The 22856-nt window shown below is 70.7% G+C and carries 22 protein-coding genes; 19 read left to right on the top strand and 3 right to left on the bottom strand.

The window, feature by feature from the left end:
* Positions 1-2: 2 nt before the first annotated feature.
* Positions 3-830, bottom strand: a complete 828-nt coding sequence (locus tag V6N00_RS13805; protein WP_334233095.1) for a ribose-phosphate pyrophosphokinase — start codon at positions 828-830, stop codon at positions 3-5.
* Between the two features lie 178 nt (positions 831-1008).
* Between V6N00_RS13805 and V6N00_RS13800 the strand changes: the two genes are divergently transcribed.
* The 16 genes from V6N00_RS13800 to V6N00_RS13725 all read left to right on the top strand — a co-directional run bounded on the left by V6N00_RS13800 (position 1009) and on the right by V6N00_RS13725 (position 16896).
* Positions 1009-4158: a hypothetical protein gene (locus V6N00_RS13800; protein WP_334233094.1), complete on the top strand. Its 3150-nt coding sequence runs from the start codon at positions 1009-1011 to the stop codon at positions 4156-4158.
* A gap of 908 nt (positions 4159-5066) precedes the next feature.
* Positions 5067-5855, top strand: a complete 789-nt coding sequence (locus tag V6N00_RS13795; RefSeq protein WP_334233091.1) for a hypothetical protein — start codon at positions 5067-5069, stop codon at positions 5853-5855.
* Positions 5856-5923: 68 nt separating this feature from the next.
* Positions 5924-6559: a DUF262 domain-containing protein gene (locus tag V6N00_RS13790; protein ID WP_334233089.1), complete on the top strand. Its 636-nt coding sequence runs from the start codon at positions 5924-5926 to the stop codon at positions 6557-6559.
* A 101-nt stretch (positions 6560-6660) separates the two neighbouring features.
* Positions 6661-7071, top strand: coding sequence for a hypothetical protein (locus V6N00_RS13785; RefSeq protein WP_334233088.1), 411 nt, complete (start codon positions 6661-6663; stop codon positions 7069-7071).
* A 94-nt stretch (positions 7072-7165) separates the two neighbouring features.
* Complete coding sequence (locus V6N00_RS13780; RefSeq protein ID WP_334233086.1) at positions 7166-7321, top strand: hypothetical protein; 156 nt, start codon at positions 7166-7168, stop codon at positions 7319-7321.
* Positions 7322-7581: 260 nt separating this feature from the next.
* Positions 7582-8160, top strand: a complete 579-nt coding sequence (locus tag V6N00_RS13775) for a hypothetical protein (protein WP_334233084.1) — start codon at positions 7582-7584, stop codon at positions 8158-8160.
* Positions 8161-8232: 72 nt separating this feature from the next.
* Positions 8233-8874 carry a hypothetical protein gene (locus V6N00_RS13770; RefSeq protein ID WP_334233083.1) on the top strand — a complete coding sequence of 214 codons (642 nt, stop codon included), beginning with the start codon at positions 8233-8235 and terminating at the stop codon, positions 8872-8874.
* Between the two features lie 22 nt (positions 8875-8896).
* The gene (locus tag V6N00_RS13765) at positions 8897-9775 is read left to right on the top strand and encodes a hypothetical protein (RefSeq protein ID WP_334233081.1); all 879 of its coding nucleotides are present in this window, start codon (positions 8897-8899) and stop codon (positions 9773-9775) included.
* Positions 9775-10308, top strand: coding sequence for a nucleoside 2-deoxyribosyltransferase domain-containing protein (locus tag V6N00_RS13760; protein ID WP_334233079.1), 534 nt, complete (start codon positions 9775-9777; stop codon positions 10306-10308). Before V6N00_RS13765 ends, V6N00_RS13760 begins: the two co-directional genes overlap by 1 nt.
* A 37-nt stretch (positions 10309-10345) precedes the next feature.
* The gene (locus V6N00_RS13755; RefSeq protein ID WP_334233076.1) at positions 10346-11206 is read left to right on the top strand and encodes a hypothetical protein; all 861 of its coding nucleotides are present in this window, start codon (positions 10346-10348) and stop codon (positions 11204-11206) included.
* Between the two features lie 114 nt (positions 11207-11320).
* On the top strand, positions 11321-12196 hold the full coding sequence (locus V6N00_RS13750; protein ID WP_334233075.1) for a hypothetical protein: 876 nt from the start codon (positions 11321-11323) through the stop codon (positions 12194-12196).
* Positions 12197-12227: 31 nt separating this feature from the next.
* Positions 12228-12956, top strand: coding sequence for a hypothetical protein (locus tag V6N00_RS13745; RefSeq protein ID WP_334233072.1), 729 nt, complete (start codon positions 12228-12230; stop codon positions 12954-12956).
* A 25-nt stretch (positions 12957-12981) separates the two neighbouring features.
* Entirely contained in the window at positions 12982-13833 is an 852-nt protein-coding gene (locus tag V6N00_RS13740; RefSeq protein ID WP_334233071.1) for a hypothetical protein, read from the top strand.
* A gap of 64 nt (positions 13834-13897) precedes the next feature.
* Positions 13898-14980 carry a hypothetical protein gene (locus tag V6N00_RS13735; RefSeq protein WP_334233069.1) on the top strand — a complete coding sequence of 361 codons (1083 nt, stop codon included), beginning with the start codon at positions 13898-13900 and terminating at the stop codon, positions 14978-14980.
* A gap of 119 nt (positions 14981-15099) precedes the next feature.
* On the top strand, positions 15100-15240 hold the full coding sequence (locus V6N00_RS13730) for a hypothetical protein (protein ID WP_334233067.1): 141 nt from the start codon (positions 15100-15102) through the stop codon (positions 15238-15240).
* 45 nt (positions 15241-15285) lie between these two features.
* Positions 15286-16896, top strand: coding sequence for a hypothetical protein (locus V6N00_RS13725; protein WP_334233065.1), 1611 nt, complete (start codon positions 15286-15288; stop codon positions 16894-16896).
* 10 nt (positions 16897-16906) lie between these two features.
* Here the strand turns inward: V6N00_RS13725 and V6N00_RS13720 are convergent, their stop codons facing one another.
* A complete protein-coding gene (locus tag V6N00_RS13720; protein WP_334233063.1) occupies positions 16907-17734 on the bottom strand; it encodes an HNH endonuclease in 828 nt (275 codons plus the stop codon).
* 71 nt (positions 17735-17805) lie between these two features.
* Between V6N00_RS13720 and V6N00_RS13715 the strand changes: the two genes are divergently transcribed.
* From V6N00_RS13715 to V6N00_RS13705, 3 genes are all read left to right on the top strand, one after another.
* A complete protein-coding gene (locus tag V6N00_RS13715; RefSeq protein ID WP_334233061.1) occupies positions 17806-18231 on the top strand; it encodes a hypothetical protein in 426 nt (141 codons plus the stop codon).
* A gap of 24 nt (positions 18232-18255) precedes the next feature.
* Entirely contained in the window at positions 18256-18660 is a 405-nt protein-coding gene (locus V6N00_RS13710) for a hypothetical protein (RefSeq protein ID WP_334233060.1), read from the top strand.
* 81 nt (positions 18661-18741) lie between these two features.
* Positions 18742-19704: a restriction system modified-DNA reader domain-containing protein gene (locus V6N00_RS13705; protein ID WP_334233058.1), complete on the top strand. Its 963-nt coding sequence runs from the start codon at positions 18742-18744 to the stop codon at positions 19702-19704.
* A 31-nt stretch (positions 19705-19735) separates the two neighbouring features.
* On the opposite strand, the gene V6N00_RS13700 is transcribed toward V6N00_RS13705, so the two are convergent.
* Entirely contained in the window at positions 19736-22780 is a 3045-nt protein-coding gene (locus V6N00_RS13700; RefSeq protein ID WP_334233056.1) for a type I restriction endonuclease subunit R, read from the bottom strand.
* Between the last annotated feature and the right edge of the window lie 76 nt (positions 22781-22856).

Raw genomic sequence — 22856 nt, 5'->3', positions numbered from 1 at the left:
GTTCAGTTCCTCTCGAGCAGGTGGGGCATGGCGGGGTGGATGGTGGCCGCGACGCCGGGGTTGGTCGCGCCGGGGTGGGAGTCGGTGGTGTGGATCGCGCCGTAGTGCTCGCGCAGGGCCGGGGCGGCGCCGGAGAAGACGCCGTGGGAGACCCACAGGTCCAGCCGGTCCGGGCCGAGCCCGGTGGCGGCGGCCAGGCCGCGGAAGGTGCCCCCGCCGTCGCAGATGTCGTCGACGACCAGCAGCTTGCCGGCCTCCGGGAGGGCTTCGCACTCGAAGCCGGAGAGCTTGCCGGTGGCGAAGTCGCGGCGCTTGGTGGCGTGGAAGACGGGCAGGCCCAGGTGGGCGGCGGTCTTCTCGGAGCGGGTGCGGGCCCCGGCGTCGGGGCAGATGATGCCCACGTACTGGTGCAGGGTCGGGGCGAGGGCGGTGGCGATGACGGTGTGCGGCTCGACGACGCGCAGGTTGGCGATCAGGTCCGGCATGACCGGCGAGTGCGGGTCCAGGCAGACGACCTCGTCGGCGCCGATGCCGTTGATCAGGTTCGCGTAGACGGCGGCACCGAAGGGGTTGCCGCGGTCCTGCCGGGCGCCGGGCAGGTACGGGATCAGGGCGGTGATCTTCGCGCCGGCCTGGTGCGCGTAGTCGGTCCACATGGCGGCGGTGACGTAGTCGTTGGCGTCGGTGCCGGTGACCAGGAAGTGGGTGGGGGTCTGGCCGGCGTCGAAGGCGGGGTCGGTGACGATGTGCCGCTCCCCCGCCGGGAAGGTCATGGGGGCGGCCAGGGAGGGGCCGGCCTGGCCGGCGGTGGTGGCGTATGCGGTGAACATGACACCACCATAACCGTTTATTCTTCGTCTGAAGATAATTAGTGGTGTGACACTGCCCACAGCGATCAGCGGGGGTCGTGGCAGGCCGACCGTCCGACCAGGCCGACCGGTTTGACCGGGTTCGCGAAGGGGCCGCTATGTGTCGACGAACCCGGATCATGCCGCACACATGGGGGGTATGAGTCTCACTCCCCCGCAGCAGCCCGCTGTCCCCGCCACCGGAACCACCCCCGCCACCACCGGGACCGAGGCCACCGCGCCCGCTCCCCTGCCGCCCCTGCCGGCCACCCTCACCTTCGACACCCTGCCCCAGTGGGGCATGGACGACTACGGCCCCGACCTGGCCGGCTCCGCCGCCCTCAAGCTCGCCGACTCCGGTGTCGCGCCCCTGGTCGCGGCCGCCCGCGGGTACACCCGGATGGACGCCGAGAACTTCACCCCCACCGCCAAGGCCATCGGCCTGAAGCTGACCACCAAGCAGGGCAAGCACCTGAAGGACACCATCGGCCGCGGCGGGCGCGACGCCATGGTGATGCCCTGGTACGCGATCGCCAACGTCCAAGCCGCCCACCGCAACGGCACCGCCCTGGAGGCGATCACCCACCAGCTGCGCCCCGAGCTGCCGCGTCTGAACGACCACGACAAGCCGGTCAAGTACGAGTTCCTCTCCCAGGCCGTCACCCCGCTGGACGTCCACCCCTCCACCCCGGTGTCCTGGATCGACGGGGCCCCCACCGTGATGATCGCCGAGGGCATGCTCAAGGGCGACTCCGCCCTCTCGGCCTACCTGCGCCACAACGGCGTCTCCTGGGATGACCTCTCCCTGGCCGGAGTCACCGACGCCCGCGCCAAGCTCACCACCCTGCTCGAGGCCATCCCCGAGGAGCACCGGGTCACCATCGTCAACATCGCCGGCATCAACAACGACAAGCAGAACCCCGCCGACTGGCGCGAGATCGACGTCCGCCACCGCATCGCCTGGATCGCCTTCGACGCCGACCTGGGCACCAACCCGCACGTGCACCGGGCCGCCGTCACCCTGAGCAAGTACCTCGAGCAGCGCCAGGTCAGCCAGGTCCTCTACCTGAACCCGCAGATGACCGGAGGCGAGGGCGGACAGATGGCCAAGGCCGGGGTCGATGACTTCCTCGCCAAGGCCGGTACCTGGTCCGACCTGGTCGCCATGATCACCCCTGTCATGCCCGACGCCCCTGTCCGGGACAAGTCCGAGAAGCCGGGCAACTGGCGCATCACCAAGGACGGCACCGGGGTGGAGGAATGCTCCGTGCAGACCGACAGCAACGGCATCGTCGTCGGCTACACCTGGACCCCGGTCATGGACCTGGGCGGCCGGGTGGTCGCCCTGGAGACCGTGCGCCAACCCACCGACAAGGAGATCCGCACCGGCCACTTCGACCCCAACGTCACCCCGCAGGACATCGAGGACGCCCAGGTGGAGATCGAGATCTCCTGGGACGACGAGGGCGACACGCGCACCGCTACGGTCACCGGGCCGGAGACCATCCTGCACTTCACCCCCGCCGAGTGGGTCCGCCAGGGCGCCACCGTGCCCCGGGACCTGCTGCTGCACCCGGCCTGGCCCCCGCGCGCGGCCGCCGGCGAGAAGTGGCTGGCCGCCATCAAGGCCCACCGCCCCCACGACCGGGACTTCCGCACCAAGTGGATGCAGATGTCCTGGGTGCCCGTCGAGGGTGGCGACCCGGTCTTCCTCATCGGTGACCAGGTGATCGGGGACATGCTCACCTCCACCGCCTCCTGCGGGGTCGATGACCGGAAGGTGCCCGTCGCCCAGCACTACGGCGTCGGAGAGCTGACCGAGGGCGACTACGACGACGAGGCCTACCGGCAGCAGGTGCGCGAGGACTTGCAGGCTGTCATCGACGCCTATCTGAACAACGGGGCGTGGACCGAGACGTCCGCCGCCGCGGTGGTGCTGGGCACCGCGCTGCGTCCTGTGATCCCCCTGCGACCGCGCACATCTGTGATGCTCCACGGCCCCAAGGGAGCGGGAAAAAGTTGGAGTGCCGAGGCGATGATGAAGTTCTGGGAGCGGCGCAAGGGCGTCTGGCAGGGCCGGCTGCCCGGCCAGGCCAAGGACACCGCCGCCGCCATCGAGAACGCCGTCGCCTACACCCCGATCTGGGTGATCGACGACATGGCCCCCTCCGCCTCCAAGCGGCAGGCCGAGGACGAGGACAAGAAGCTCTCCGACATCACCCGGGCGATCTTCAACAACGCCGGCAAGAACCGCATGAACGCCGACATGACCTCCCGGCGCACCAACAAGCCGATGGCCCAGCTGGTGATGACCGCGGAGAACCAGCTGATCACCGCCTCGGCCAAGGAGCGGCTCATCCCCGTCTACATCGGACCCGGCAAGCTCTCCGCTGACCGTGCCGCCACCGACCGGATCGTGCACATGGCCTACCGGGACGGCACACAGGCGCGGCTGACCCAGCACCTGATCAAGTACGTCCGCCACGCCGCGGCCAGCGCCCCCGGCGGGTGGGAGGGTCTGGTCACCCAGCTGATCGAGACCCGCGACCAGGTCAAGGCCGCCGCGGCGACCATGATGGAGCGCATGGGCGCCTCCACCGGCTCCCTCGAGCGGACCACGACCCTGGCCTCGGACCTGCTGATCACCTTCGAGCTGCTCTCCATGCTGGCCCAGGAGCTGGACATGGACCACGACTTCGTGCGCCAGTTCGGGCTCAAGTCCGGCATCGGCAAGGAGGTGGTCAAGCTGATCACCTCCACCCACGCCCAGAACCAGCAGGCCGCCCCGGGCATCTCCCTGATCCGGGCGATCTCGGCCCTGCTCTCCTCCGGGGGCGGGCACATCGTCTCTGGTGACGCGCCGCTGGCGGCCCCCATGGTCGGCACCGATGATGCCGAGACGCTGGCCAACACGCAGCTGGGCTGGATGCCCTCCAGCAGCGGGGACTCCACGATGCGCCCGTCGGGCCCGAAGATCGGCACGATGGTCATCCACCGGGACGCGGCCGGGAAGAACCGTCGGATCGTCCTCTTCGACGTCCAGACCGCCTTCAACCGGGCCCAGTCCGCCTACCCGGCGCTGATCCCGTTCGGGCAGTCCGCCTCGGCCGGTTGGGCGTCGGTGTGGGACGAGAAGCTGGCCGCTGCGGAGCTGAGCCGGGTGGTCAAGGACGGCAACCAGCTGGTCACCGCCCGGGTCCGGGTCGGGCAGAGCCGGGTCTCCGGGGTGCCGGTGGATGTGGACCTGCTGCTCAACGGCGGCCCGATCGAGGCCGACGGCGAGGAGGAGTACAGCTCGCTCGCCGCCTGATCCACCGGCCCGGGCACACCCACCCCGGGAACCCAAGAGGCCCCATCTGCCCGACGGCGGATGGGGCCTCTCTCGTCCCCAGCAGGAAGTGGCAGCCCTGCCACCCCCCCCCCCCGTGGAGGCTTGACGAAGGCGCTGAAGGCGCTGGAGGGGCGGGGACGGCGGCTGGGGGGGCAGCGGGACGACTCCTGGCACCTGATGGTGCCCCGCCCAGGGCCGCACCGGCAAGAGTGGCCGCCGACGGCCTCCGACGGCGCACACGGGGCACAGCGGCAGCGGGCTGAGTGGTCCCGACGCGTGGAGCGGCAAGGGTCTGCGGAACGGTCCACGGACCGCGTCGAGGCTGCACGAGCGCCGATCGCAGACCCATGGAGCGGCGGCTGGCCTGTTCGCGCCGCGGGGCGGCTAACGGGGTCAGATTCCCTCGTGTGCTACGCCCCGAGCCTCCTCGGCGGACTCGTCTCCCCGGAGCGTAGCACACGCCAAAAAATCCTCCAACCGGATGGGCGAGCCGGGCGCGCCGGATGGCCACGGTCCGGGCGACCCGCTGATCGGGGGTGGAGGGGCCTGCTTCCCAGTGTTGGCGCGGTTTTTGCTGCTGCTGGCCGACCAGCCGACCTTGCCGACCTGAAAGGTACGGCTATATAGGGGGAAGAGTGTGTTTGTTGGAAGGGAGGCATATATAGGGGGGTCCTATATGTAGTAGTAGTTGTAGGTAGGACAAGTAGTAGTAGTAGTAGTAACCCCCTTGCTTCCCAGTGATGGCGCGGAAGTTGCTGGCCGACCTCCTGGCCGACCACCCCCGATCCTGGTCGGCCACCTCGCCCAGGCCGGTCGCCCGACTCTCATGGGCCCCCCAGCACCGGGCCGCGGCGCCGGAGGCCGACGGGTCCGCACACATGGGGGTCATGACGATTACCGGCTCCCCGCGCACCAGCACCCTGACCACGCTTCCTGACGGGGTCACCCGCAACCGCCGCACCGGCCACTACGAGGCGACCGTGCGCCGCACCCCGGACGCGACCAAGGCGTACCGGCTCGCGTTCTCCTGGTACCCGGCCGATCCCGAGTACCGGGTCGCCGGCCCCGACGGCGCCGCCCCACTGCCCGGCGTCAGGATCACCCCGCAGTCGGCGTCCTACCCGGCCTGGCTGCACGACCGGATCGAGGAGCTGAAGCCGGCGGTCGCCGCCTACGAGCAGGCCCGGCACGGGGTGCGCCCGCGCACCGCCGAAGAACAGGAGCGTTGCGGTGCGCTCACCCGCGCCGTCGGTTCCGAGATCGACACCCTGGCCGAGGGCATCCGCGAGTACCGCGACGACGTCGACCAGGACTTCATCGACGAGGGGCTCCCGGAGGTCGCCGTCCGCAACGTTCTGCGCTTCGCCCACGAGGAGGGCTGGTACTCCCCCAGCGAGGTCGACGAGCAGCAGGACCACGTCAAGGAGCTGAAGACCCAGGTCGAGGCCGCGGAGCGGGAGAAGGATGGGCTGGAGGAGAAGCTCCAGGCCGTCGAGGAGGAGCGGGCCGCCGTGCGGGCCCTGCTGGCGGACCTGGGCGATTTCTTCGACGGCATCGACCCGGCCGGGATGCGTCCCCGCCCGACCGGTGCCACCCCGGCGGCCCTGGCCGCGGTCTGGGACGAGGCCCGGCACGTCCGGGAGACCTTCGAACGCATCCGCGTCGAGTCGGACTGACGAGCCGCCCGCCGCGCCGTACACAGACCGGGTGCCATCACACCCGCCGATCCTGGAGACTGGACACCGTGACCGACCAGCCCCGCCGCCCATCCGGCCAGTTCGACGCCGTCGCACACGCCGAGCCGGACCTCAGCCTGGCCGGGCAGCCGGCCCAACCGCTGGACCACACCGAGATCGCCTCGGCCGCCACCTCGATCGGGGAGCTGGTGAACCTGGACGCCGACGGCGCGGTGGACGCTGACCCGCCCTACCAGCGCGGGCACGTCTGGGGCGAGGACCGACAGCGGGCCCTGGTCGCCTCCATCCTGCGAGGCTGGCCGGTCGGGGCGATCATCCTCAACGACCGGCTCACCGCCAGCCGGACCGCCGGCGCCGACTTCGAGGACCGCGACCCGACTGCGTTCGCCGTCGTGGACGGCAAGCAGCGACTGAACGCCCTGGCACGGTTCGTCAGCGGGCGCCTGGCCGTCCCGGCCGTGTGGTTCCCCGCCGAGCAGATCGCCGCCACCCCGCACCGGCTCGGGCCCGACCAGGTGGTCACCTTCCGGGAACTGTCCGCACCGGCTCAGCGCAGCTTCCGGCGGATGGCCGTGCCGGTCGCGACCGCCACCTTGCCCACACTGGCGCAGGAGGCCGAGTTGTTCGAGGCGGTCAACACCGGCGGCGTCCCGCAGGGCGAGACGGACGCCGACCCGGCCTGAGAGCGGGCGCACCGCCCGCGGGTGGACCGTGGGCGGGAGGGGCGGCGGTTGCCGCACACATGAGGGTCATCACCGACCCGACTCCCGACTGGACCCCCCTCATGTCGATCGCCCCGACGCTGAACCACCCGGCCACCCGCCACAAACTGACCCGCCTGGCCACCGCCCACGCGGGTCTCCTGGCCGACGCGGCATCCTTCACCACGCTCGGCCCGTACGTCCGCGTGTCCCTGACCCTGCTGGGCACCGCCATCCGCGCGGTCCAGCCCACCGCGACGCTGCTGGTCATCGACCAGACCGTCACCCCGAACAAGATCACCGTCCTGGATGCCTACGGCGAGGAGCTGTGGCTGGACCCCGAGGAGCCGATCGGCGGGCTCACCCCCTCGATCGACGCCCTGGTCCTCGGGCTGCACCGCGACACGACCACTTGGGGCTCCGGCGTCGTCCTCTCCGCCGACGAGACCGCCACGGTGGTCGACCTTGTGGCTGCCTCCCAGCTGATCCGCTGAACCCGGGCCCTGCCCTGCGCGTGCCGGCGTTTCGCCGTACACAGTCCGGGCAGAACACCCCCACCAGCACTCCCCCGCCAGCCAGGAGCCCCCGATGACCCGCACGATCGCCCGGCACGCCGCCGGCACCCCCGAGAGCATGGGCGGCAAGTTCGCCGCCGTCGAGAAGGCCGACGCCGACGTCACCCTCACCCCCCCGCCCCTGCCGCGGCCCCGCTGCCGAGCCCGGCTGCGGAGCTCGAGGAGCTGAACGAGGCGCGCAAGCGGGCCAGCATCCTGGGACTCCGCGCCGAGCCGCTCACCCTCAAGCACCTCTCCGCCCGGGTCCGTGGGCACTTCCCCACCGCCGACCGCATCGAGTTCACCCGCCACGACGAGGACCCGAACCAGTACCGGCTCGCCGGGGCCCTGAACGCCGACGGTACGGACGCCGACTCGCCCGCCGGAGCGGACATCGACGAGCTCGAGTTGTGGGAGGGCGGGCCCTCCGCTTCCGAGGCCATCACCGAGATGGGCGACAGCGACCTGCTCGAGGACGCCATGCAGACCGAGATGGTCCCCTCCACCCAGGGCCCGTGGTGCAACGAGCGGCTCACCATCGCCCTGGATACTCTCGACGCCCTCCCCGTGCCCGAGGTGGCGACCCCGTCGCGGGACGAGCGCGCCACCTCGAACGGACTGCCCGTCCCGGCCGCGGCCGCTCGACGGATCGCCGAACTCGAGGAGCAGCTGAAGGCCGAGCGCGAGACGTACGAGACGCTCGGGCTCAAACACCTGGCCGCCCGCCTACGCGAGACCTACCCGACCGCCACCACCCTGGTGCTGGCCCGCGACGAGGACGATGAGGAGCGGTTCGTGCCGGTGAAGATCGACGACGCCGAGGGCTGGAACCAGGAGGAGTACGAGGGTGACATCGCAGGCCTGCGGCTGTGGGATGGCGGACCGGCGGCCGGGGAGCTGACCCGCAGACTCACCCCGGACGGCGTCCGTGAGCAGGTCATCGACTGGCGCGAGGGCCCCGGTTACTCGGACGAGTACTTCATCGACCTGGCCAAGATCGATGCCCTCCCCACTCCGACCGGCGACTGACCGGCTGTGCGTGACGTCCGACCGCCGCACACAGTCCGAGTAGAGACGATCCCGACCCACCAGGAGCACCCGATGAGCAACACGATCCAGCCGCACAAGCCCAAGGGCGTGCCCGGCGCCGGCCAGTTCGACACCATGCCGCACACCGAGTCCGCCGTGTCGCTGGACGCCCCGCAGCCGATCGTGATCAACGACATCGACACGGCCAGCCCCGAACTGCGCCACCAGCTCTCCGATCTGGACGAGCAGCGCAAGCACATCTACGAGGCTGCCATGGACGGCCGGTTCGGGCCGGTCGACCGGCACTACCAGCGCCTCTCCGCCAAGCTGATCGGCACCGCCCTGGCCCACACCCACCCGCAGGCCACCGAGCTGCTGATCGAACCCAACGTCGACGGGGAGCGGCAGTTCGACGTCATCGCCCTCCTGGACGCCGACGGCAACGAGATCGACCGAGTCCGTGGCTGGGAGGAGCTCGGCGAGGACGAGGGGACCCTCGAGGAGACCCGCCTGGTTCCCGACGACGGCACCGCCCTGTGCGAGGCGACCTGGGCCGTCGACCCGACCACCTGGTCCCGGATGGACGGATTGGCCGTCCGCACGGTCGAGGACCCCTCCCGGTTCACCTTCGACGGCACTGCCCTGGCCGTGGACCTGGCTTCCGCCCGAGCCCTCGACACCACGACCGCTGCACCGGCGGCCGACACCCTCTGACCTGAGACAGGACCCACCGACGATGAGCAACGACCAGGCCCGCCACCCGGCCGGCACCCCGGCCAGCATGGGCGGCAAGTTCGCCCCCGACATCCACGGCGAGTCCGCCGTCGCACTGGCCGACCCGGACACCGTCCCGGTCGACGTCGCGCCCGGCGACTCGTACGAGGTGCCCGGCTTCGACCACACCACCGGCATCGAGCAGGTCTCCGTCACCCGCTCGGAGGATGAGCCGCCGGTCTGGTTCGTCGACGCCACCCGGTACGTCAACTTCCACGACCTGCTCCAGCCCGAGCAGCCCCTGTCCGAGGAGGCGATGGACACCTACCTGAACCGCCACCAGGGCCCGATCGCCGAGTTCATGCGCGACCGGTACGACGTGGAGCTGAACGGGGACGACTGGGACGCCCAGGAGGCCACCGCCAGCGTCCGCCTGGACGCCGCCCCCACCCCGGCCGAGGCCGGGCAAAAGGCGTGGGAGCAGACCCGCATCGTCGCCCTGGCCAACGAGTCCGACCCCGGCACCTTCGGCAGCCCCTACCTGGGCCGGATGCTGCGCGAGCACCTGCAGGCGTCCAGCACCGTGGCCCAGCCGTTCGTCGCCCGCGCCGAGGCCGCCCGGATGAGCCCTACGGATATCGACCGGATGGTCTACGACCGGTTCGGAGCCGGCAAAGGTGAGATCAGCGACGGCTGCGCCATGGCGATCGCCCGCGCCTTCGCCGAGCAGCCCGGCGCCGACCGGCCCGTCCTGGCCAAGCTCGGCGAGCAGGGGCACTGCACCACCGAGGCGGCGTTCGACGAGCTGCGCGCCATCTTCGCGTCCGTGCCGGACTCGAGCCGGGACAGCATCCGGACCAACATGCTCTTCACCTGGTTGCTCAACGGCGGGACCGACTGATGACCGTCATCGCCCTACCGGCACCAGCACCGGCACCGGTCCGTCACTCGGCGCACGTACTCGTCCAGGCCCCGGCCCGGCTTCCGGAAAAGGTGGACCTGTTCCTGGCCGGCGGGGTCACCGGCACCGCGCCGTGGCAGTCCGAGGTGGCCGCCGCCCTGGCGCACCTGCCGGCCACGGTCGCCAACCCGCGCCGCGGCACCGACTTCGACGCCACCGGCCCGGAGGCGGCCGCCCAGATCGGCTGGGAACGCCGGGCCCTGGCCCGCGCCCGGTTCGTGCTGTTCTGGTTCACCTCCACCAGCATCCAGCCGTTCACCCTGTTCGAGCTGGGTTCGATGCTCGGGGCCGGCAAGCCGATCATCATCGGCGCCCACCCGGAGTATCCGTACCGGCGCGACGTCGTCCACAACCTGCAGCTGGCCCGCCCCGCCCAGCCGGTGCACGCCAGCCTGGAGGACCTGGTGTCCGCCACGATCGACCGGCTCGGCCACCGGCACGCCCCCGGCCTCGACCAGCCACTGGCCGCCTGAGTCGTCATCCCACCGACCCGCCGCACACAGGATGAGCATGAGCACGAACACTCCCGCCCGCCACGCCGCCGGTGCCTCCGACGGCACTGCCCACATCGGCGGACGCTTCCGCGAGACAAGCCACTCCGAGCCGAATCTGAGCCTCATCGAGGACCAGTTCATGCACGGCATCGCCCCGGAGGACTTCGTCGAGGACGGCACCCTGCACGGCATCGCCTGGGCGGCCGTCCACGAGCACGAGGACGGCTCCACCACAGTGATGGCGTTCCTACCGGCGGATCACCCCTGGGCCCGGATCGGCGCCACCCTGCCCACCGGGCTGCACGCGAAGTTCGACGACGCGACCGGTCACCGAGTCGAGCAGCCGGCCTACTTCCGGAACCAGCGGCTCACCCCACTGCAGCAGCGGGCCGAACGGCTCACTGCCCTGGCCGCCGGCGTGCCCGGCGAGTCCACCCCCGTCACCGTCGAGCCGGGCACCGCACTGGACCACGTGACCTCCCACGGCAACGCCCTGCTCCGCCAGGCGCAGATCCAGTCACTGCTGCGGGAGGACTCGAAGGCGCAGACCGCTGACGCTCTCGCCCTGACCCACCGCCGGTTCCCCACCGCCACCCAGCTGCACGTGGCCGCTCACCTCAGCGGTGACGGCGGCCCCGAGTTCGCAGCCACGCGCGTCCTGGACGCCGACGGCAACGACCTCACCGGCGGGGACCCCTCCTGGGCCGACGAGCCCAACGACAACCCCGCCCTGCCGACCGTGGCCGACCACCTGCGCGAATCGCACTCGTTCATCACCACCATGGTGGACCTGGACCGCGACGGGCGCGAGACGATCCTGCCGATCGATCTGCTCGCCGACCCGGCCAAGTACGCCCACCGGTTCCGCGCCGTCTGAGGCGAGGGGCGCCCCCCCCCCGACACCGAGGAGTAGGCGCTGCGCGCGGCGGCGTCTCGCCGTACACAGTCCGGGTGGAAGCCACTCGACCACCTGCCAGGAGCCATGCCCGTCATGAGCAACCACGTCCAGCCGCACAAGCCCGCCGGTGTGCCCGGCGCCGGCCAGTTCGACACGATGCCCCACACCGAATCGTCCGTCAGCCTGCCGAGCACCCAGGGTGCCGGCCCGGTGCAGTACGGCACGGTCAACCTCCCCCTGGACGGTGCGAAGGTCACGCTGTGGCCCGACGACTACGACGGGCTGCCGGACTGGCCCGAAGGTGTCTCCGAGCCGGTGGTCAACTTCGATGTCGAGGACAACACCGAGACCACGGTCTGGATGGACGGCAAGCGGATGCGCTTCTGGACCGGCAGCGACGGCTCGATGTACGACACCGCCGGCGCGCTGAGTCGCGATGAGGAGCACCCGTGGGCGCACCTGGACGAGGACGCACGAGACGAAGCGGTGGATTGGGCGCACGCCGTGCACCGTCGCATCGAAGACGGCGCGTACGCCGCCAAGACCGCCGCGACAAACGCTCCCGGAGTGCATGAGGCGATCCTGGCCACCGCCACCGGCAAGCCGATCGAGAAGCCGCAGGCCGACCTGAGCATCCTGAACGGCTTTGGCACCGACCGGGCCCACGCCGAGGGACAGAGGCAGACGCCGCGCGAGCGGGCGCAGAGCTTCCACCTCGCCGGCGCCACCAGCGAGCTGCAGGACCGCTTCCCCGACATCGCCTTCTTCCGTCTCCGAGAGAGCACCTCGGGCCCCGAGCCGGAGATCCACGACGTCGTCGACTGCGACGGCGATCAGATCCCGCCCAACGTCGTCGCTGCCGCGAACGCGGAGGTGTTCCGGGGCCGCCGGATCGACGACTTCCGCCCCCGGGCCGACGGCCAGTGGATCAGCGTCGCCGACGCCGCGGCCTACACCCCCACGTTCTGATCAGCCACCCGCACGAAGGAGTACCACCGTCATGACCCAGCAGCAGACCCGCGTCGAGAAGGGCGTCCCCACCGGCGGCCAGTACGCCGCCACCAACCACACCGAGCCGGACGTCGCCCTTCCCGCTGCGCCGCAGCCCAACATCTCGATCCATCACACCCGAATGCCCCTGGTCACAACCCTGGACCTCTACACCCCGGTGCCCAACGAGTTCGACGCGACGTGGCCGTCCTCCCTGCCCGACCCCGAGGTGGACATCGACCTCGACGGCGGTGTCATCGAGACGCACGTGACCGTCGACGGCAGCGTGATGAAGTTCTGGACCGACCGCGAGGAGACGCTCGACTCCACCGAATACGACGCCGACGCGTGGTCAGGCATGGACGAGGAGACCCGCGATCAGGCACTCGCCTGGGGCCGGGAGAAGCACGCGACCATCGAAGCGGCCGCCAACGGCGCGCAGCAGGCCGCCGTCAACGCCCCCGGAGTCCGTGAAGCGATCCTCGCCAACGTCACCGGCAAGCCCATCCCGGTCAACGGGCCCAAGTACGGGCCCAAGGCGATGCAGCGCGACGGCAACGATCGCATCACCGCGTCCCTGGCCGCCACCTGGGACCACTTCGGCGACGGCGAGGACAAGACCTTTCCGGCCGAATCCATGCTCACCGACCTGCGCCACTACGCCGCCGCCCGCGGCCTCGACTTCGACGCCATGGTGGCCAACTCCGCCGACCTGTACGCCAGCGACCTCTCCAACTGACCAATCCCCCGAGGAGACCATCAAGATGACCCAGCAGCAGGCCCGCGTCGAGAAGGGCGTCCCCACCGGCGGCCAGTACGCCGCCACCAGCCACACCGAGCCGGACGTCGCGCTCACCCCGGCCGCCGAGGCGCCGACGCACTTCACCGTCCCGCTGACCGGCACGGCCAACATCCCGGCCGGAGGGCCGACCGAGTTCGACGCCCCGTGGCCGTCCTCCCTGCCGGACCCGGAGATCGACGTCCAGATGAGCGACAACTGCACCGTCGAGACGTATGTGAGCGTGGACGGGAAGACGATGTCGTTCTGGAACGACAGCTACGGGTCGATGGACACCATCTCGTGCGGCGATGAGGACCCGTGGGAGGACATGGACCACGAGACCCGCGAGCAGGCCCGCCGGTTCGGTCGCAGCGCCCACCGGCGCGCCGAGTGGGCGGCGCACACGGCGATGGAGCTGGCCATCGCCGCGCCCCAGGTGAGGAAGGCGATCTGCGCCGCGGCCGCCGGCAAGACCCCGCAGCCGCAGCAGGACCTTCGGGACAAGGAAACCCGCGACGCCACCGCGATGCGGCTCGAGTCCCGCTACCAGGAGGTCCGGGAGCAGATGCAGCGCACGTACCTGGTGGGTGTGGCGGTGGAGCTGCAGGCGAGCTACCCGCAGGTCGCCTCCTTCGAGCTGCGGGAGGCCGACTACGACTCCGTCCCGGAGATGCACGACGTCAGGGACGTCGACGGTAACGAGATCGGAGAGGAGCTCGTCGAGGCGGCGAACGACTTCATCTTCAAGTACCGGGACATCCGCGACTTCGAGGCGCTCACCGAGGGTGACCGGATCGACGTGGCCGAGGCCGCGGCCTTCGTCCCGACCATCTGACCGGCACCCGTACGATCGTGGGCGGCGCCATCGCCGCCCACGATCACCCGCCAGGAGCCACCCCTTGAGTCAGCCCGCCACCGTGTGCACCCAGGCCGAGTGTGGCCGGGTGGTCGCCGCGCGCGGACTGTGTGCGGCCCACTATCGCCGGCGTGCGCTGGGGCTGCCGATGGACACCCCGATCCGGCACCTGACCACCCCGGCCGAGGTCGAGGCGGCACTCCCTCGGATCCGGGATCTGCGGGCCAGCGGGGCGACGTTGCCGCAGATCGCCGACCGGACGGGCCTCACCTACCGGGCCGTCCGACGCATCGTGGCCCAGCACGGGGTCCCCTCCCCGCCACCCGTGATCCGTCACGGGACCACCTCCGGGTGGATGAACCACGGCTGCCCCTGCCCGGCCTGCACGACGGCGAAGGCCCAGTACAAGCGGACGCAGAACCAGCGCCGGATCGCGCGGGCCAACATCACCGCCGAGCACGGCACGGTCCTGGCCTACGAGCAGGGCTGCCGGTGCGAGGACTGCTCGGCGGCGACGGCGGCCGCCTCGAGGGAACGCAACGCCCGCACCCGGGCCCGTGCAGTCGCCCACCGGGCCCGATGGACCGAGAAGGACAAGGGGATCGCCACCCGTGCGGATCTGACGATCGAGCAGAAGGCGGCCGAGCTCGGCCGCCTTCTCGGCGGTGGACAACTGGCTCCGCCGACACCGACCCTCCGGCTCTACCGGCTGACGCCGGCGTCGGAGGGGCGGGTGTCCGCACACATGGGCACCAACCAGCCCGCACGCCGCGGGCCCGAACACCAGGAGCATCCCATGAGCATCACCCCCGTGGCCGTCGACATCGACGGCGCCATCGCTTCCTTCGAGGACGGAACCTTCACCGGCGACCCGGTCATCGTGGTCGCCGCCATCGAGGCCGTGGAGCTCGGCTCCCGGTTCCGGCTGGGTTCGATCGACGTGACCGCCGGCGCGGACACCGAGCTGGGGGTCGCCGCGGCGCTGGCCGCCACCAATCCCGGTCGGGCGTTCTTCACCGAGATCAGCGAGGAGACCGGGCAGCTCATCTACGCCGGCGGGCACCACAGCCTCGACGAGGACCCCACCGAGGACGACGACGATGCTCTCGAGGGCGACGAGGCGTAGTTCCGACACGGGGCACCATCCCACACCGTGTACGACGGGGCTGGCCCTCTCCTAGTGCGGGACCACGGACACCCAGTCGGCACGAGCCGGCACCGTGGGACCCGGAACGGAGCATCGCCATGGCGCGACACCTCGCACCCACAGCCCACCGGATCGACCCGACGACGCTGATTCCCTGGCTCAGCGTCGGGACCTGCATACTCGCGCTGCTCACCCGCGCCGTCGAGCTCGTCGTGGCGATCAGCGGCCTGTGGCCGTGACGGCAGCCGCCGTCATCCTGGCGATCCGCCGTACACAGGAAGGGCATGAGCACCTTCGCCCCCGCCCGTCACGCCGCCGGCACCAGCGACGGCACCGCCGCCATCGGTGGCCGCTTCCGTGAGACCGCCCACGCTGACCCCGACGTCAGCCTCGACGACGGCTGGGGGTGGGGCGGCGCCGCCCTGGACGTGGAGGCGATCCACACGATCGCCGAGGACCTGAAGGACGCCCTGATCGTCACTCCGGTGGTGATCGGCCGCCCGGAAACCTATCGCAGCCATGAGCAGCGCGATCAGGAGATGGACCGGCAGGTCGCTGCCAAGGCCCGTCTGGAGGAGTTCGGCACCGTCGACCAGGCCGCGATCTACGTCGGTGAGATGGTCGCCGCCCGCGCCGAGGAGATCGCCGGGATCACCACCGCCGAGGTCCAGGCCTCCTGGGGTGAGCGGGCCACCGCCGCTCAGGAGACCCACGCGTCCGTCAAGCAGCGGGTCGCCGACGCACGCGAGGCCGGCGCCCCGGTCGATGACGCCCTGTTGATGGAGGCCTACCGGGCTTCCACCGCACACGCGATGACGATGTACGGTCGCGACGAGCAAACCAAGACCGACCTGCGCCGCCTGGCCGACGGCTACCAGGCTGCCCTCGCCGAGGTCCGCGAGCTCGGTGGCAATCTCGCCTTCGCCGAGGGCGGCCAGAAGACGGCGGCCACCCAGTTCCAGCGGATGAGCGAGTTCTTCCCGGCCGACTGGGTTCAGGCGTCCAACGAGTACGGCATCGATATGGTGCCCAAGACCACCAAGGGCCGCGCCCACTACATGAACGACGCGGTCAAGACGCGCGTCTCATCCGAGCGGACGTACACCAAGTACCGCGCCGAGGGCCGCCCCGACCCCGCGCAGGAGAACAACCCGCGGTTCGACTGGGTCGCCACCGGCGAAAACGTGCCGGGCATGGGCGAGAAGTACGAGTCGATCGAGTACGAGGTGATCGACCCCGACACCACGTGGCGGTCCACGCCCAGCGGCGGGTTCACCCGGATCAAGTACACCGCCAGCGGAGCCCCGACCGGTGGCCGGTGGAAGCCGTGGGTGCACCCGGAGACCGGGCGGACCCACTGGCGCCGCCCCGAGCTGACCACCCGCAACCGCTGGTCGCGGCAGGCGGCGGAGATCAAGACGGGTGGCCGGTCGGAGGTCTACGCGGAGGGGCGGAAGCTGAACGACGACGTCGCGACCCACGAGCTGTCCCACCGGTTCGGGTACGCCGTGGGCAACCTCAACGCCCTGGAGGAGTCGTTCCTGCGCCGCCGTACCACCATCGAACCCGACGGTGAAGGCGGCTTCGACCAGCAGAAGCTGCAACCGGTCTACCAGACCATCCTGAAGTCCGACGGCAAGGGCGGGGTCACCGAGCACAACGGCCGCGCCCTGCGCGGGGAGTACACCCGCCCCGACCACTTCGTGAGCCGGTACATCGGCAAGCGCTACGATCACCCCGCCACCGAGATCCTCTCGATGGGCACCGAGGCGGTCTTCCACGGCTCCTACGGCGGGCTGATCGGGGTCGGGAAGCACAACTCCGACCTCGAGCACCGCAACTTCATCCTCGGGGCCCTGGCGACGGCCGGCGGGAAGAACACGTACCGCCCCTGACGGTGGGAGGTCAGGTGGTCGTGGCCTTCTTCGGCCTCGGGCGCCGACGCGCGGCCAAGTAACGCTCGACCTCGTCCCGATCGAACCCCTTCTCGCGTGCCTGTCGGATGAAGGACGCGCGTGACCGCTCGCTCACGCCTTCGAGCAGGTCGCCGTACAGACCCTCCGGGTACGTGAAGTCTTCGCGTTGCTGGTAGGGATGGGCCGGGGCCGGCACGGTCCACTCCTCGCCCCACTCCCCGGCCGGCCGACCGTGTTCGACCTCGGCGCGCCAGTTCTCGTCGACAACGGGGGTCCACAGCCAGCGCGCGAGGAAGTTCCGGCGCACGAGCGGCTCGGGCGTCGCACGAAACGGTGCTGCTTCGATGGCCTTCGCGAGCTGGTCCCGGTACGTCTGCACGGCGATGATGGTCGGCGGGTTGTCGTTGCGCACGGTGTTGCACCACCGGTGCGCCAGCTGCAGGTTGCCCCACCAGTCGCCGCCACCGGGCACGACATGGTCGACGGAGGCCATCGCCGGGTGCAGCGTCGCTCCCCCATCCTGCGTGGCGATGGAGCGAAGGGAGATGTCCACCGCCAGTCCGCATATCTGGCAGATCCCGCCGTCGCGAATCCACAGCTTGACCGCTCGACGCCGAGTGTCCTTCGGGGCCCACACATTCTCATCAGGCCGCAGGGCCTCCAGTTCGGCACCGGTGAGCCCCGTCGGGTGCTTGCGCAGCCACTCGACCGGCGCGGTCTCTTCGGGGATGTGCTCGAAATCCCATGCCTCCTCCGGGGTGAGGCGGAGCAGGCGGCCGGGCAGCTTCTGACCGTCGAGGCCGATGTCGGTGGGCATGGTCGAACCGTACCGCCCCGCGCCGACACCGTGCCGGTAGCCTGAGCGCAACTGACAGGGAGGTGGCCGGCATGGGTGAGACGGCGGAGGCGCTGCGCGCGTGGGCGAAGGGCATGTACGCGACCGAGGCGGCGGTGGAGCTGCTGATCCGAGCGAACCTGGGCGTGTACGCGAGTGCCCCGTGGATCGTTCCGACCGGCGACTCGCGCGCCGCCCTGGACCCGGATGCCCTGCTTGACGGCTCGGGCGCCTGGTCTGGCGGTGAGCGGCGCCTGGTGGCGATCGTCGTCTCCCTGCTCGGGGCCGAACCGGTGAACCTCGCCGAGGCGTTGCCGGGCCTGGACCGGGAGCACCTGGATCTGTTGTTGGCGGCCCTCGCGCACGCCGCCGGCTCCCACGAACACTCCGGGCTGGTCACCGACGAGACGGGCCGACCGACCGGCTTCACCCGACTGGACACGCTCTACCCCTGGCCGGCCGCCTCCGCAGCCCACTGATCGGTCCCGCGTAGCCTGTCGGGCATGGACGACCTCGGCCCAGGCGCGCCGGTGGACCAAGAGCACGACGGGTGGCTGACGCTGCGCTCCCTCAGCGTCGACGACGTCGCCCAGGTGCGGTCGGTGACGCCGGAGGAGGTCGAGGCGTGGGATCACGCAGGCCTGCTGTACCGGGCCCACACCAGTAGCGGCATCCGGTACCCGGCCTGGCAGTTCGCGATCACCGACCCGTCCGGCGGCACGTCACCGGAGTGGCTGCGCGAAGTGGTCGCCGCGATCGACCCGGGGCTGGACCCCCTGCTGGTCGATGACCTGATGGTCGTCCCCGCCCGCGCCACAGCCGGCCAGACACCGATCGACTGGCTGGCCTGCGGCGGCTCTCCGGACCCGGTGATCGTGCTGCTGCGCGAGCTCGCCTGGCGCCCCTGACCGGCAGCTCGGCCGCCCCGCCGAGCACATAGGCTGGCCTCCGACCAGCGCGACGATCCGACGAGGCGAGGCAGGGCGAGCATGAGCGAGGCACCAGGACAGCGGCAGATGCACAGCACGACGATCGCCGATCTGATCGCCGCTGGACTGGTCCGGCCCGGGGAACGCCTCGTCTTCATGCGCACCGGGTACGCCGGCAGCGCCTCCGTGAACGCCGACGGCACCGTCAACTACGACGGCGTCGCCTACAAGACCCCCTCCGCCGCCGGCAAAGCGCTGCGCGAGGGCGCGGAAACGAACGGCTGGTACAACTGGGCCGTCATCCGCGGGGACAGCCGTGTGCGGCTGACGGAACTGCGGAAGCAGTACGAGGCCGGCGCCGAGCTCTCTACGTCGGCGTCTGCCGTGCAAGAGCTCGAGCAGCCTCGCGGTGTGGCGTCCGCGGCGCCGGTGGATCTGGACGGGTCCGCCGACGAGCTGCAGGATGTCGCCGACCCGTCCGACGCGACCGTCCCGCAGGCGGCCGACCTGGAGGAGGCCGAGAGCTCGGGCCTGATCGCCGCCTTCGGGATGTTCTGGCGTCGGGACAGCGTGGACTGGCGCCGATCCTCCGCCCCTCCGCTCCACGGTCACCTGGCCGGGTCCGACATCGAGGTCGACTTCTCCGAGCAGGTGGGCGTGTACCTGCTGCATGACGGGGCACGCACCACCTACGTCGGCCGGGTGACCAAACCCAGGCTCGGCCGCCGCCTGTTCGAGCACACCAAGGATCGGCTCTCGGGACGCTGGGACCGGTTCTCCTGGTTCGGACTGCGGCCCGTCCTGGTCGACGGAACGCTGGGCGAGGCGGCCGAGACGTTCGGCACCGACCTGGTGGTCGGCACTATGGAGGCCGTCCTGATCGAGGGGCTCGAGCCGGTCCAGAACCGCCGCGGCGGGGACTACATGACCGGTCAGGAGTACCAACAGATCGTCGACCCAGGGCTGCTGCAGGACCAAGGTCTCGTGGCGCTGATGAACGCCGTGCGCAGCTCCGGCCGCTGACCCGGCATTCGGCAGGGGCTGGCAGCAGTCGTCAGTAGTTAGCCGCGATGTAGGCGTAGGCGTGGTCGAACAGCTCGCCCTGCACCGGCAGTCGGTACTGGCCGAGCACCTTCATGATCGAGGTGCGCACGAGCCGGTCGCCGCGCTTGGTGTTGACCCAGCCGGGGTACTTCACCTCGGTGACGATCTGGTCGATGTCGGTCACGACCTTCTCGAGGATGACCGGGGTGTCGGCGGGCTTGTACTCGTTGAAAATCTGGGTGAGGGCTCCGATGTGCGGGTCGGGGATCAGGTCGAGCCCGTCCCGGCCCGCGCCGTCCTCAGCCTTCTCCGCGGCGGTGAGATCGGTGGCGACGTCGAGCATCTCCTGCAGGAAGCTGATCGACTCTTGCGCTCGGGCGAACTGGCGATCCCGCAACTTCTCCAGCCGGGCGGCCAGGGACAGGTACACGGCGTGGGTGCCGTTGCCGCCCTCGAGGCGGCGCTTCAGGCGCGCGGCGATGGAGTCGAGGACCTCCGAGGCGGTCAGCGTCCTGGCGCCCTTCTCGATCTCGTCCTCCTCGTCGGGGTCGATGATGCCGGCGGCGATCAACCGGGCGATGGTGCCTTCGTCGGCGATGACGACGTCGACGCCGGGCTTGTTCACGGAGACCTCACCGATGTGGCCGTGCACCAACTGCGTGGTCTTGGCGCCGAGCCGCGCCCACAGCAGTTCCCGGCTGACGTCCGAGGGCATCACCGAGGCGTAGACCTTCGACAGCCACCGGTAGTCCTCCAGGTGCGCCTCCAGGCCCTCGTCGGGCCACAAGGCCTCCCAGATGCCCTGCACGAGCCCGTACTGGGCGGCGAACCGGTCCTGCGCGGCGGTGTCGGGGATCCGCTCGTGCGCGGCCTGCAGGGACTCGAAGCTGGCGGAGGTGCGGTCGATGCCGGCGAAGCGGTCCAAGGCGGTCGCCAGCTCCGCGTCGAACTGGGCGACCAGGGTCGCGGTGTCCAGTTCCTTGCGGGCGGTCTCGGGGTTGGCCGGGCTCATGGCGCGGGCGAACCCGTCCCCCAGGCCGACGTAGTCCACGATCAGGCCGTAGAGCTTCTCCTGCCCGGTGGCCGGGTTCTTCCAGTTGCGGTTGGTGCGGGTGATGGTCTGGAACAGCGTGTGCAGCTTCAGCGGCTTGTCCAGGTACATGACGCCCTCGATGGGGGCGTCGAACCCGGTGCCCAGCTTGGAGGTGACGACGAGGAACTTCAACCGGTCTCCGAAGGCGCGGAACCGGCCCAGCAACTGGTCCTCGGCGGCGTCGGTGAGCTTGTACTGCTGCCAGTCCGGGTCGTCCTTCGAGGACACGGACATGACGACGGCCGACTCGTCCGGCGCCCCGTCACCGGCACGTTCGGCCAGCAGCCGGGTCAGCTCCTGCTGGTAGGCCACGCACAGCCCCCGGTCGAACACCACGACCTGCGCCTTCATGCCCAGCGGGTTGACGGTGGCGTAGAAGTGCTCGACGATGTCCTGGCAGATCTTGCGGATCCGCTCGGGGTTGGCGAAGAACGTGCGGGTGGAGATCGCCCGGGCGGCGACGGCGTCCCGCTCCTCCTCGCTCAGGCCCTCCTCATCGGCCAGCTCCTCGAACGCGGCGTCCAGCTCGGCGCTGCGGATCTGGAAGTCGACCAGGCGCGGGGAGACATGCATGGGCACCGTGTTGCCGTCGGCGATGGACCGGTCCGAGCCGTAGGTGTTCATCACATGCCCGGGGTCGTCCGGGTCACCGAACAGCTCGAACGTGTTCCGGTCCGCATCGGCGATCGGGGTGCCGGTGAACCCGAAGAACCGGGCGTTGGGGAAGGCGCGGCGCAGGTGGGTGCCGAGCTGGCCCTCCTGGGTGCGGTGCGCCTCGTCGATCAGCACGATGATGTTGGACCGCTCGTTCAGCACCCCGGCGTTGCGGAACTTGTGCACGGTGGAGAAGAACACCCCGCGCTTGTCCGCGGACAGGGCGGCGCGCAGCTGTTCGGCGGTCTCGGGGGCCTCGATGGTGGGCATCCCGGCCCGGGCGAACTGCTGGTACATCTGGGTGACCAGCTGCACCCGGTCGGCGATCATGATGATCGACGGGTTGGCCAGGGCCGGCTCGTTGATCAGCCGCACCGCGGCGAACAGCATCGCCAGGGTCTTCCCGGAGCCCTGGGTGTGGTGGATCAGGCCCTGCCGCTTGACCCCGTGCAGCGCCCGCGCCACGATCGCGGTCACCGCCTCGACCTGCGGGTAGCGGGGCACGATCTTGACCAGGGTGGGGGCGCCGGCGTGCCGGCCCTTCAGCTCGAACGCCGTGTAGTCGTTGACGACCGAGAGCACCATGCCGGGGGTGAGCAGCAGCTCGACGGCCCGCTTGACCCGGTCCCACCCGTGCGCGGTGATCGGGTCCGTGGTCGCGCCCCACACGCCCCAGTGCTCCAGGTCGGTGCGCACCCCGGCGTACCGCAGCTCCTTGCCCTCAGTGGCGATCGAGAAGGCGTTGGGCACGAAGAACTCCGGCCAGCCCGGCTCGTAGACGTCGTGGATGTCCTTCGCGCCGTCCAGCCAGGTGATCTTCTTGCCCGTGGAGGTGCGGGACTTGGTCTCGATCACCACGAGGGGGATGCCGTTGACCCACAGCACGAGGTCGAACCGGCACTCGTGGCCGGGGGTGCCCATCGTCACCTCGTCGGAGACGACCAGCCGGTTCGCGGCCGGGTCCGCGTAGTCGATCAGCCTCACCGGCTCGTACCCGTCCCGGCCCTGGAACCGATGCGTCTGCTGCCCACGAAGCCACGGCACGAACCGCTGGTTGGCAACCACCAGCCCGTCATCACGGGCGGCCAGCACCATCGCGCGTAGCGGGGCGAGCACCTCGGCCGCCCGGGCCGGGTCCTCGGCGACCGCCGGGTTCAGGCGAGCCAGCGCCGCGGTCAGGTCGGACTCGACGAACACGTCCTCGCGGTTCCGGTCCAGATCCTCACCGCGCACGTGTTCCCAGCCGATACCGACGAGCAGATCCAGGATCGGTTTCTGCACCGTGGTCGTCTCGTTGAACCCCGCCATCATTCCCCCGTCGTCGCAGGTCACACTCCCGGTCAGCCTATGTGCTCACCGCCCGGGAGCATGCGCAGACGATCCC

The sequence above is a fragment of the Tersicoccus mangrovi genome, from assembly GCF_036881825.1.
Classification (GTDB): Bacteria; Actinomycetota; Actinomycetes; order Actinomycetales; family Micrococcaceae; genus Tersicoccus; species Tersicoccus mangrovi.
The sequence above is the reverse complement of the archived record's forward strand: the minus strand, read 5'-3'. Positions and strand labels throughout refer to the sequence as shown.

Coding starts and splice junctions, on each gene's coding strand:
- V6N00_RS13760 (WP_334233079.1), top strand. CDS start 9,775: ATGACCGTCATCGCCCTACCGGCACCAGCACCGGCACCGGTCCGTCAC.
- V6N00_RS13715 (WP_334233061.1), top strand. CDS start 17,806: ATGGGTGAGACGGCGGAGGCGCTGCGCGCGTGGGCGAAGGGCATGTAC.
- V6N00_RS13725 (WP_334233065.1), top strand. CDS start 15,286: ATGAGCACCTTCGCCCCCGCCCGTCACGCCGCCGGCACCAGCGACGGC.
- V6N00_RS13785 (WP_334233088.1), top strand. CDS start 6,661: ATGTCGATCGCCCCGACGCTGAACCACCCGGCCACCCGCCACAAACTG.
- V6N00_RS13720 (WP_334233063.1), bottom strand. CDS start 17,734: ATGCCCACCGACATCGGCCTCGACGGTCAGAAGCTGCCCGGCCGCCTG.
- V6N00_RS13770 (WP_334233083.1), top strand. CDS start 8,233: ATGAGCAACACGATCCAGCCGCACAAGCCCAAGGGCGTGCCCGGCGCC.
- V6N00_RS13805 (WP_334233095.1), bottom strand. CDS start 830: ATGTTCACCGCATACGCCACCACCGCCGGCCAGGCCGGCCCCTCCCTG.
- V6N00_RS13800 (WP_334233094.1), top strand. CDS start 1,009: ATGAGTCTCACTCCCCCGCAGCAGCCCGCTGTCCCCGCCACCGGAACC.
- V6N00_RS13780 (WP_334233086.1), top strand. CDS start 7,166: ATGACCCGCACGATCGCCCGGCACGCCGCCGGCACCCCCGAGAGCATG.
- V6N00_RS13710 (WP_334233060.1), top strand. CDS start 18,256: ATGGACGACCTCGGCCCAGGCGCGCCGGTGGACCAAGAGCACGACGGG.
- V6N00_RS13750 (WP_334233075.1), top strand. CDS start 11,321: ATGAGCAACCACGTCCAGCCGCACAAGCCCGCCGGTGTGCCCGGCGCC.
- V6N00_RS13745 (WP_334233072.1), top strand. CDS start 12,228: ATGACCCAGCAGCAGACCCGCGTCGAGAAGGGCGTCCCCACCGGCGGC.
- V6N00_RS13765 (WP_334233081.1), top strand. CDS start 8,897: ATGAGCAACGACCAGGCCCGCCACCCGGCCGGCACCCCGGCCAGCATG.
- V6N00_RS13740 (WP_334233071.1), top strand. CDS start 12,982: ATGACCCAGCAGCAGGCCCGCGTCGAGAAGGGCGTCCCCACCGGCGGC.
- V6N00_RS13755 (WP_334233076.1), top strand. CDS start 10,346: ATGAGCACGAACACTCCCGCCCGCCACGCCGCCGGTGCCTCCGACGGC.
- V6N00_RS13795 (WP_334233091.1), top strand. CDS start 5,067: ATGACGATTACCGGCTCCCCGCGCACCAGCACCCTGACCACGCTTCCT.
- V6N00_RS13775 (WP_334233084.1), top strand. CDS start 7,582: ATGGGCGACAGCGACCTGCTCGAGGACGCCATGCAGACCGAGATGGTC.
- V6N00_RS13730 (WP_334233067.1), top strand. CDS start 15,100: ATGGCGCGACACCTCGCACCCACAGCCCACCGGATCGACCCGACGACG.
- V6N00_RS13700 (WP_334233056.1), bottom strand. CDS start 22,780: ATGGCGGGGTTCAACGAGACGACCACGGTGCAGAAACCGATCCTGGAT.
- V6N00_RS13705 (WP_334233058.1), top strand. CDS start 18,742: ATGAGCGAGGCACCAGGACAGCGGCAGATGCACAGCACGACGATCGCC.